Origin of the sequence: Paracoccus sp. (in: a-proteobacteria) (genome assembly GCF_032007265.1) — a bacterium.
GTDB lineage: Bacteria > Pseudomonadota > Alphaproteobacteria > Rhodobacterales > Rhodobacteraceae > Paracoccus.
Window position 1 is genome coordinate 1 of sequence record NZ_DALZMB010000144.1, and the last position, 8,053, is coordinate 8,053.

At 51.6% G+C, this 8,053-nt stretch carries 11 protein-coding genes; 4 read left to right on the forward strand and 7 right to left on the reverse strand.

From position 1 onward, the window contains the following. The 4 genes from RTS12_RS19105 to RTS12_RS19120 all read left to right on the forward strand — a co-directional run. Positions 1-389: hypothetical protein (locus RTS12_RS19105; protein ID WP_312531350.1), on the forward strand; the 389-nt coding region annotated here is incomplete at its 5' end. Between the two features lie 264 nt (positions 390-653). Continuing rightward, positions 654-2,270 (forward strand): hypothetical protein, encoded by a 1,617-nt coding sequence (locus tag RTS12_RS19110; protein ID WP_312531351.1) that lies wholly within the window; start codon positions 654-656, stop codon positions 2,268-2,270. A 407-nt stretch (positions 2,271-2,677) separates the two neighbouring features. Beyond that, entirely contained in the window at positions 2,678-3,013 is a 336-nt protein-coding gene (locus RTS12_RS19115; protein WP_312531353.1) for a hypothetical protein, read from the forward strand. Between the two features lie 38 nt (positions 3,014-3,051). After that, positions 3,052-3,777, forward strand: coding sequence for a hypothetical protein (locus tag RTS12_RS19120; RefSeq protein WP_312531355.1), 726 nt, complete (start codon positions 3,052-3,054; stop codon positions 3,775-3,777). A gap of 94 nt (positions 3,778-3,871) precedes the next feature. Here RTS12_RS19120 and RTS12_RS19125 read toward each other — a convergent pair whose 3' ends face one another. The 7 genes from RTS12_RS19125 to RTS12_RS19155 form a co-directional block, all read right to left on the reverse strand. Then, complete coding sequence (locus RTS12_RS19125) at positions 3,872-4,027, reverse strand: hypothetical protein (RefSeq protein ID WP_312531357.1); 156 nt, start codon at positions 4,025-4,027, stop codon at positions 3,872-3,874. Next, the gene (gene rhuM, locus RTS12_RS19130) at positions 4,024-5,040 is read right to left on the reverse strand and encodes a RhuM family protein (RefSeq protein WP_312531359.1); all 1,017 of its coding nucleotides are present in this window, start codon (positions 5,038-5,040) and stop codon (positions 4,024-4,026) included. The genes RTS12_RS19125 and rhuM overlap by 4 nt, the downstream gene beginning before the upstream one ends. Before the next feature lie 414 nt (positions 5,041-5,454). Continuing rightward, positions 5,455-5,703, reverse strand: a complete 249-nt coding sequence (locus RTS12_RS19135; RefSeq protein WP_312531361.1) for a hypothetical protein — start codon at positions 5,701-5,703, stop codon at positions 5,455-5,457. Positions 5,704-5,805: 102 nt separating this feature from the next. Beyond that, complete coding sequence (locus tag RTS12_RS19140) at positions 5,806-6,267, reverse strand: hypothetical protein (RefSeq protein WP_312531363.1); 462 nt, start codon at positions 6,265-6,267, stop codon at positions 5,806-5,808. Then, on the reverse strand, positions 6,264-6,494 hold the full coding sequence (locus RTS12_RS19145; RefSeq protein WP_312531365.1) for a hypothetical protein: 231 nt from the start codon (positions 6,492-6,494) through the stop codon (positions 6,264-6,266). Before RTS12_RS19145 ends, RTS12_RS19140 begins: the two co-directional genes overlap by 4 nt. Continuing rightward, a complete protein-coding gene (locus RTS12_RS19150) occupies positions 6,494-6,625 on the reverse strand; it encodes a hypothetical protein (protein WP_312531367.1) in 132 nt (43 codons plus the stop codon). Before RTS12_RS19150 ends, RTS12_RS19145 begins: the two co-directional genes overlap by 1 nt. Beyond that, entirely contained in the window at positions 6,622-7,506 is an 885-nt protein-coding gene (locus RTS12_RS19155; protein ID WP_312531369.1) for a hypothetical protein, read from the reverse strand. The genes RTS12_RS19150 and RTS12_RS19155 overlap by 4 nt, the downstream gene beginning before the upstream one ends. Between the last annotated feature and the right edge of the window lie 547 nt (positions 7,507-8,053).

Sequence of the window (8,053 nt, forward strand, 5' to 3'; positions counted from 1 at the left end):
GCATTCCTCAAAGGAAACTGATCATGGATCTCATCAAAGCAGCGGTGATGCCGCACATCCTCGAAGTCACCAGTATCCTGCTGGCCTCGCTGATTGGCTGGGCCGCCAACACCGTGCGCAAGAAATGGGGTATCGACATCGAGGCCAAGTATCGCGATGCATTGCATTCGGCGATGATGACCGGCGCGCGCCTGGCGCTCCAGCGTGGGTTGACCGGGCAAGAGGCGATCAACCAGATCCTGCAGCACGTCCAGATCAGCGTGCCCGATGCGGTGATCGGCCTTGATGCCCGCACCGAGGTCTTGGGTAATTTGGCTAAGGCCAAGCTGCAGGAAATCGCCAAGGAGGTGGGGCTGGATCAGGAATCGATGAAGCCAAGCACACAGTAGCTGGATGAAACCTTAAAAAATCAGATCACTAGGAGTTTGGAGGTAGGTAGGATGTGAGGTGTTATGACCTCGCCTGACTCTGGAGGCTCGCTAGGGTAGCATCGCCAATGAATCAAGGCGCCTGCGTGAATGGTTAACGTCGCATAGGCGGTTTTCGGTAGGCCGGGAGAGGCACGGGAGCACACTCTAGAAAAAGCAAAGAGCAAACGTTAGTAGGGTGCTAAAGACGCTGGCGATCGCAGCGCAAGGTAGGAAAATTTTAGAATGAAGTTGATCGATGAGCCGATAGGCGATGTTAAGAGGAAGCTATATATTCATATAGGTCCGCATAAAACGGGCACCACCTCAATACAAGATGGGCTATCACGATCAGCTAAAGATTTAGAAGAATGTGGGGTCTACTATCATCACAATGAAAAAACACATGCCGCGGCTCAACATTTAGCGAAGCGACGTTTTATAAAGGCCGAGGCTGCCCTCAAAGATGTAGCTCGAGATTTGTCACAAATTAGCTTTAGGGCTGCGATTCTGTCGCAGGAAGACTTCTCTGGAGATCTTCCAGGGAGAGATGGGGGGGGAGGTATCTATCCGGAGCTATCTCAGCGACTACGAATATTGCGCCGCTCGTTTTCTAATTTCGAAGTTACATTTGTGTTTTTTGAACGTGAACCGGTATCATGGATTAAGAGCTGTTACCGCCAAAATGTTCGTTATCGATCTGATTACCATAGTCTCGATGGTTTCTCATCGAAGTTTCAGTTCACTAATTGGGATGTGGTTTTACGTGAGGCGAGAAAGGAACATCGCGGAAAGCTTGTAGTTTTGCCTTACACCTCAAGTCCGGGAGAGGGGTTTAATACGATTTTGGCGCTCGCCGGCGTGCCACCGCTCCTAATTGATAAAATGTCGAGCAGAGTGCGCATCAAGAATCGATCTTTGCGAGGCGAGGAGCTCATCGTCTATGAGCTAATCAATCGTCGAGCGGTCATTCGCTCCCTCATTCCAATATATAAAGAACGAGCGTCTGCTCTTTTTCGCACTGAGCGACCTTTCACAGACGAAGAGATTTTTCCGGTTCAGGATAAGTTTCCCAAAGACCTTAGCTCAGGAGAGTTTAAGGGGCTGGCCGGGCTTACTGAAAGAGTAAGAAGACGAGTCGGTAACCAGGAGAATCAACCCAATCTTTTACCGTCTTCCGACGTCGATCTGCTAAACCTTGCAGCTGAAAGTATGCCCTCAGATACCATTTTGCCTGAGGTGTCGCGCGGGCGAATGGAGGATCAATATAGAATTCTGGAATATCACCTTAGGAACGGGAGTAAGCTAGCATTTTTAAATGCGCTAGTGATAAGCTACCTGAGGAGAGATACGCCACATACGAATCTAGCCAAGGAGATATTCCACAGAATTTGGCAAGAGTGTGGTATTTTCTTGGTGACTGAATTGAGCACAAGGTGGATTCTATCCACTCTACAGACGTTTATGGATCATCCAGACAACAGTGCTCAGCGGGTTGTCGGAGCTACTGGATATTTCTATGGTAACATGCTGAAAATATACGAAGGCGAGCGCGCCTTGATGGGTATAAAGCCGGACGCTAGATATATCGGTGCCAAGCCGAGTGCCAATTCCGGGTTTAGGGGCATGGACCAGTATTCGGTTGGAGGAACAGACCTTTTACTTAATACCAATGCGATGGCGTTAGAGGTTGCGGCCACAGACCCCGTAAGCGGATTAGTGCTAGAAGAACTCCTCTTGAGAACAAAGCACAGTAAAACTGTATTCAGCAGGTCAGATGCTGCGCGAAAGCAATTCGCTGTTAATCAACGACCCTTCTTAGATGTGTGGTCTTTCTTCGAAGAGCCCAAATCTCAGCAATGAATATCTTCCTACCGAGTCGTGATAAGAGGCTAGTTGCTCTGCACGTCAGGTGTGTTTACCTGAGTGCGTGAGGTTCTGTCCTGTGCGGTTGGATTTGGCTATGTGGGTCCTTCTTCGGCATCCGATGCTAAGTTGAAGTTTTAATAGGTGATTGGTGAACGGATCGATGTGTGGTGGAAGTCGTGTGATGGGTCTTCTTGAAAGATCTCTGTCGAGGTTATCGCTAAACCCCTTTAGCAATTGTGCAGGAAGTCAGTTTTGTCGGATAGGGTCTTTCGTGTGGAGGGTAGATTATGTATATTGAGGTCTATCTGCTCGCGCCGATGTAATGGAAAGTTCAGGTTCAGGATGGGCTTTTATTTGAAAGAAAAAGCAGATGAAAAAGAGACTGTATTCAGGGGGGTGATGTGAGTTTTGATGTGAAAATTGACAGCGACAGCGTGCAGGTTGCGATGCCTATTCCGGATTTATCTGAGGAGTACCGGGGTCATCTTAATCAGGTTGTTGCTGAAGTCCTTGAATTCATATCGGGATATGCGATCAATATGAAGGCTTTGGAAGAAGCCAGTGATTTGCATGACTTGGATGGCGCTAATATTTTGCTCGCGCAAAATATGAAGGCAAGAGTTGTTTTTCAGAAATCTTTGGATCAACTAAAACTTGCTCAAGATCATTTATCCGGCGTAGTGACTGCAAGCGATCTAGGTTTTCCAGAATTCGAACGAGATGGAGTTGCGTCATAGGAGGCTTTGGTTTCATTTGACGCGGGTAAAGTTGTGACATGCCAGATATAAATATTCAGATTGGAGCCCACGGATTATTTGATTCTGCTGCTAAAAACCTTTTGGCGCATAAGAATTTTATTCCTGGCATTTCTGATGTGGTTGAGATTTCAGCTTCTGAATATAGGAAGCATTGGCGCGCAGCCACACTGAGTGGCGTTGAGCATGAAATAGAAATTGCTAGAAATGGAGATCTCGCTGCCCGAGGGTTGGGTGATGGTGCGCGAAAGTTGCATTTTCTTTGCAATCCTAACATTATAGGAAATGATAACGCGATTTTCAAAGGTGGCGTTTTGTATAAAGGTGCCGAGGATCGCCTTTTTAATCTTCTCTCTATTCTATGCGACTATGATCCTCTAATTAAGGTTATGATTTGCAATATCGATATTTTTGCAGGTATTAACAACTCAACGGCTGCCGCAATAAGCCCTCTTCTGGCAAATCCTTGGGCGGATTTTATAGAGAGGATATCAAATATTTGTAGCGGTAGGCCTCTTAATGTGTATGCGGTGTCTGATGTAACGGTGTTTTGCAATCATCTTCCTGAAATTCTATTTGATACACCGATTGATCGGTCAAGGCTTGTAAAGCGGTTGTTGTCGGAAGAGGCCTTGAATTTCGGAAATGGCATTGATGCACGTTTCGCCGAGGAAAGTCATGGGGCGTATCTTGAGGATCTGACGAAAATTTCAAAAATCTCTAACGTAGAACTCTGTATCTTGTAGTTGTATTTATTCGCACATTTTTGCGACTAGAATTTTCACTGTTTTTTTGAGGTAAGATGCTGTCTCATTCGAATTCCGTGAGTTGGATTTTGGATCACGATGCATTGCCCACCTGCCCATAGGCGAAGTCGATATGCTCCTCGACCTTGTCCCAGGCATCTTGGATCGCGGGCGTGCCCTCGGCTGCGATGACGCGGCGAAGGGCGTTGATGTGGAGGGCGCGATAAACACGCCAAGACTGGAGGGTCACTGGTTAAGGAGGTCATCATACTCGCCATCTTCCATGGCGATTTCGTCGTACTCTATGCCCATCGCCTCTAGCTTGAGCCGCTTCCTGTAGAGCGCAATTTCAGCGCGCACATGGCGTTCTGCTTCAGGCTTGATGAAGTCCTTCCAGTCGTCGAAGACCTTGTAGTTGTTTAATGTCAGTAAGCGGTCGAGCTGGCCGTGCAGAGACTGCATCGTCATTTTCTGCCCAGACAATGCAGTTGACTCTGCAAACAGAAGGAACTGTTCAGAGAGCAGGTGAAGGCGATACAGTTCCTGCGGCAACAGGTAGTTTTTCCCGACTAGAGCCTCAGAAACTGTGGGTTGTTGGCCCTTAAAGTTTTGAACGCCCATATTGGGAACAGTATGATCGGCCCTGTCTCGCATTAGCTTCGAGGCAGTCATGCTAGTTACAGCAAAATGAAACTTGTCTTGCAAAAGTGCATAGAAGCGCTTCATCTCTTTCGATCCGGGTGAATAGTCAGAGGCACTCATGCGGAAGCAGTCCCTCACTTTGGAGAATACTTGCTTTTCTTCAGATCGTAGCGCGCGAAGGCGCGCTGCCAGGGCATCCAGCTTTTCTGGAGATTCGCGCAGAGCCCGTTCGTTGATAGCATAGCCCTGTGTCAGGTAGGACTTTAGGACTGCCGTGGACCTTTGTCGAAAGCGCGTTGCTGCTTGGGAGTTTACCCGATAGCCAACCGAAATAACCGCATCCAGGCTGTAAATTTGGACAGGCTTAGTGGATCCAGCAATGTGAACTTTTTGCACATTGCTAACCTCGTTGAGTTCGCCATCCTCAAAAACCTTGCGTAAGTGCTTCGTGACGTTGGAGCGCTCGGTTTGGAAGAGTTCTGCAATCTGAGCTTGGGTCGCCCAGAATGTCTCCGTTCCGGGGTCCAAACGGAAAGCTATCGCCTCATGATAGCCGGGGTCGGAATACTCGACGAACTGGACCTGATCGATCAGCTCGCTCGTGGTTTCTTTTGGTGCCAAATCGTGTCCTTTCTTGACACAGGCGCGCTTCCGACTCAGAGTTGACGGCAGGGTTGGGAGGCCCTAAAGACCGCTCTAGATTTGATGCGCTGATTCGGAAGCGCTAAGTTGATGGAATTGGACATCCTCGCAAAAAAGTTGTCCAAATTTCTGAATACTATAGATCCAGTTATTGAGTCCAGCCCGCGGCGCGATGCGTTTGCGGGCTGCCTCTTTTCACCCTCGCAATATCATTGAATTGTGAGAGTGGTTGCGGCGATACGCATGCGCGCATAACGCTCAACATATGCATTAGGCCTTGCAGGCATTGTTTCGTCAACATCGCGCCGGTTACCATAGCTGGCGGACGCGGTAGTGGTCTTGAACGTGAAGTGACCGTGCAGCCTTATGATGTGCCGGACGCTTCACTTAAGATCAGTCGACGTAAGGAACCTGAGGCTCCAACCATTCTACGGCTTCGGCGCGGGTCGAAAAGAAGAAATCCGGTTTAGCAAACACTTCGTCGCTTCCGTCGTTTTTCAGAATGGCAAAAGACCACACGCCCCTTCCTTTTTTGATAGTGATCGCCCTGTAATCACCGGAATCGACACCGGCCTTAAAGAACACATCATACAAAGGCTCAGTTGGAGCGTATAAAGTATAAGTATCGTCGTGATCGCACATGTCGCAGCCAATCCTCTTGAGCTCATAACTACTCCATACCAAGCTGGATTGAAGGCTCTTTGCAACGCACCAGATGCCGGTTGCCGTAGCGGGCGGGCGCGGTCATGCGTCAACCAGAAATGAAGCCATTGCTGCTCCTGTTGCGGGAAACCACCAATCTGAGTGCCCGAGAAAAACACACAATGATGCATCCAACAGGCACAAGACAGCCACCGCTGCGCAAATAATAGATGCGGTAATAGCGCTCACCGCCCCCTTTCCGCAGCCCGTCGGGTCCGTGTCGATGAAGTCCCCGCAATGGTGATGGCGGCCCGTGATCGGATGGCCAGCGCCGACGGCGAGAGACATGCCGTGGATACCAAGCCCCGCGATCCGATCAGCCCCGCTGACTGGTGCTGCCTTGTGGCATTCGCCCATGCGTGAGTTCTGCCAATGCCAGTGATCGCAGCCAGCGCAGCACGGCCCATTCTTGCGATAGAACTCGGTCAGAAGGTCATCTGCCTGCTTTATCGGGCCAGCCCGTGGTGTCGATCGGAGCAACAGGAACGTGTCGCGTTCGCTCAAAGCTCTCCCTCCCGCGCAGCCAGCATTGCCGAGAATGTTGCGGCGGTCGCGTCCATGCCAAACCCGCATTCAGGGCAGTCCTTGAAAGCGTGCTCTGGCTCCACGCGACCGGCTTCTGTATCCAAGGCCTCATACTCGATCAGGACGTCGCTGCCGCACATGCCGCAGGTGACCAGCAGAGCCGCGACCTCGACGGTGCTGATTGGCTCAAGCTGATGCTCGTCCATCACCGCTCCCCCTCAAATAGCGGCATACCTGCCGCGCTGGCCTCTCGCGCCGCCTTGGTGCGCGGCTGATAGCCATACCGCACGAGGTAATCCCGCCGCGCGGCCTGCCAAGCTTTTTTCGGCCAGCTCATGTGCATCCATCCGATTGGGCGGGCCGCATCGACAACGCGTTGCCGCTCGTGCAGTGGCGCATCATCCGGCAAGCCCCTGACCGCGTGTGCGATGATGTGTGCGGCCTCCTGCCTCCATGTGGTCCCGCTCGCCGCCCTCCCTCCCCAGCAAGGGCGCGCAGGGCGGCGCGCAGTTTGTCACGGGCCTCCATTTCTGCCGGCCTGATCCCTGACGGGAAGTCGTATTCGATCCACCGCAGATATTCAGTCGCCGCTTCGGCCACCGCCGCCGCCTCTACGCTCACCATGCCCGCGCTGTCCGAAATGCCTGGTTTGCGATTAATCGCAAGTTCGGGGTTCGCGGCTTCCATGCCCGCGCTGGACGGGGTGGCGCGAAGGGCCTTGGCGAAGCGATACCGATAGCGTCGGAAATCGGCATCTGTCCCGGTCATCGCAATCTTGATCAGGAACAGCCTTTCGACGGGTGTGATGCTTTCCGGCTTCGGCTCTGGTTGACAGATCGGGCTGATATTCTGATTTGGTTGCAAAGCGGCCTGTGACACCGGAGCGGGCTCGGGGTCGGGTTGGATCGCGGCGAGGGCTTCGAAATCGTTCAGGAACGGAACCGCGTCGCATTTGCAATCAGCGTCACCATTGCCACCGATAGCAGGGCAGTCGTGGTCATGATGGACGACTTCGCAGGCTCGCTCGTATAACGCCTTGATCGTGCCGCTTACCCGCGCGGCGGCGGTTGGGGTTGGGGTCAACCAGATGCACTCCGGCGCCGCCTGATCGGTCGGGACGTGTTGACGGTCGTCCGCGTGGGGCGTGTTTTCCAACGTTTCCGCTAAGCTATTGCTTTCTTTGGTGAGCGATTGGCGCTGTTTTCCACCGTATTGCATTGAATTTTCAAGATAATCGCGGTCCCTCACTGTCCGCCATTTACCCTTTTATTGCTTAAGTTCAGTGCGTTAGGGTAGGGCTACCACACACGTAACGAACTCAAGCGCTTGACGGTAGCCACCTTCCTAGAGGGTTCCCCGCCTACTGTTGCGGGGCGCTAGCTTTGGCAGAAAAGTGCACTTGCTTTGGCAGAACAATTTTTACCCCTTGATGTGCAGAGATGGTGTGCCACCGCCGCACACATCCGGACTCCTCTTACCTCTAAGATCTTCACATGATCCTTCGGCTCTAGCTGTCAACGTGACATCGCTGTGGTCGCTTAGGCCCAAACTTGTTGCGGGGCGCTAGCTTCCGGACAAAAGTGTACTAGCTTCCGGACGGAAAATTTTCTCATTGCCCGACGAGGGGCCGCTTTCGGTGAGGTGACTTCCACACCTGACAGTCTACTTTGCGGACAAAGCGGTCATTTGATGATCAGTAAGTAATTCTGGAGGGCACCTCGAAAAATTGCCGTGACGACGCTGCCATCGTAGGATGAGGGGGGAG

What these genes read in the sequence shown, in the direction of transcription:
- RTS12_RS19135 (WP_312531361.1), bottom strand. Translation starts at nt 5,703, where the DNA reads ATGTGCGATCACGACGATACTTATACTTTATACGCTCCAACTGAGCCT.
- RTS12_RS19120 (WP_312531355.1), top strand. Translation starts at nt 3,052, where the DNA reads ATGCCAGATATAAATATTCAGATTGGAGCCCACGGATTATTTGATTCT.
- RTS12_RS19150 (WP_312531367.1), bottom strand. Translation starts at nt 6,625, where the DNA reads ATGAGCTGGCCGAAAAAAGCTTGGCAGGCCGCGCGGCGGGATTACCTC.
- RTS12_RS19145 (WP_312531365.1), bottom strand. Translation starts at nt 6,494, where the DNA reads ATGGACGAGCATCAGCTTGAGCCAATCAGCACCGTCGAGGTCGCGGCT.
- RTS12_RS19155 (WP_312531369.1), bottom strand. Translation starts at nt 7,506, where the DNA reads ATGCAATACGGTGGAAAACAGCGCCAATCGCTCACCAAAGAAAGCAAT.
- RTS12_RS19110 (WP_312531351.1), top strand. Translation starts at nt 654, where the DNA reads ATGAAGTTGATCGATGAGCCGATAGGCGATGTTAAGAGGAAGCTATAT.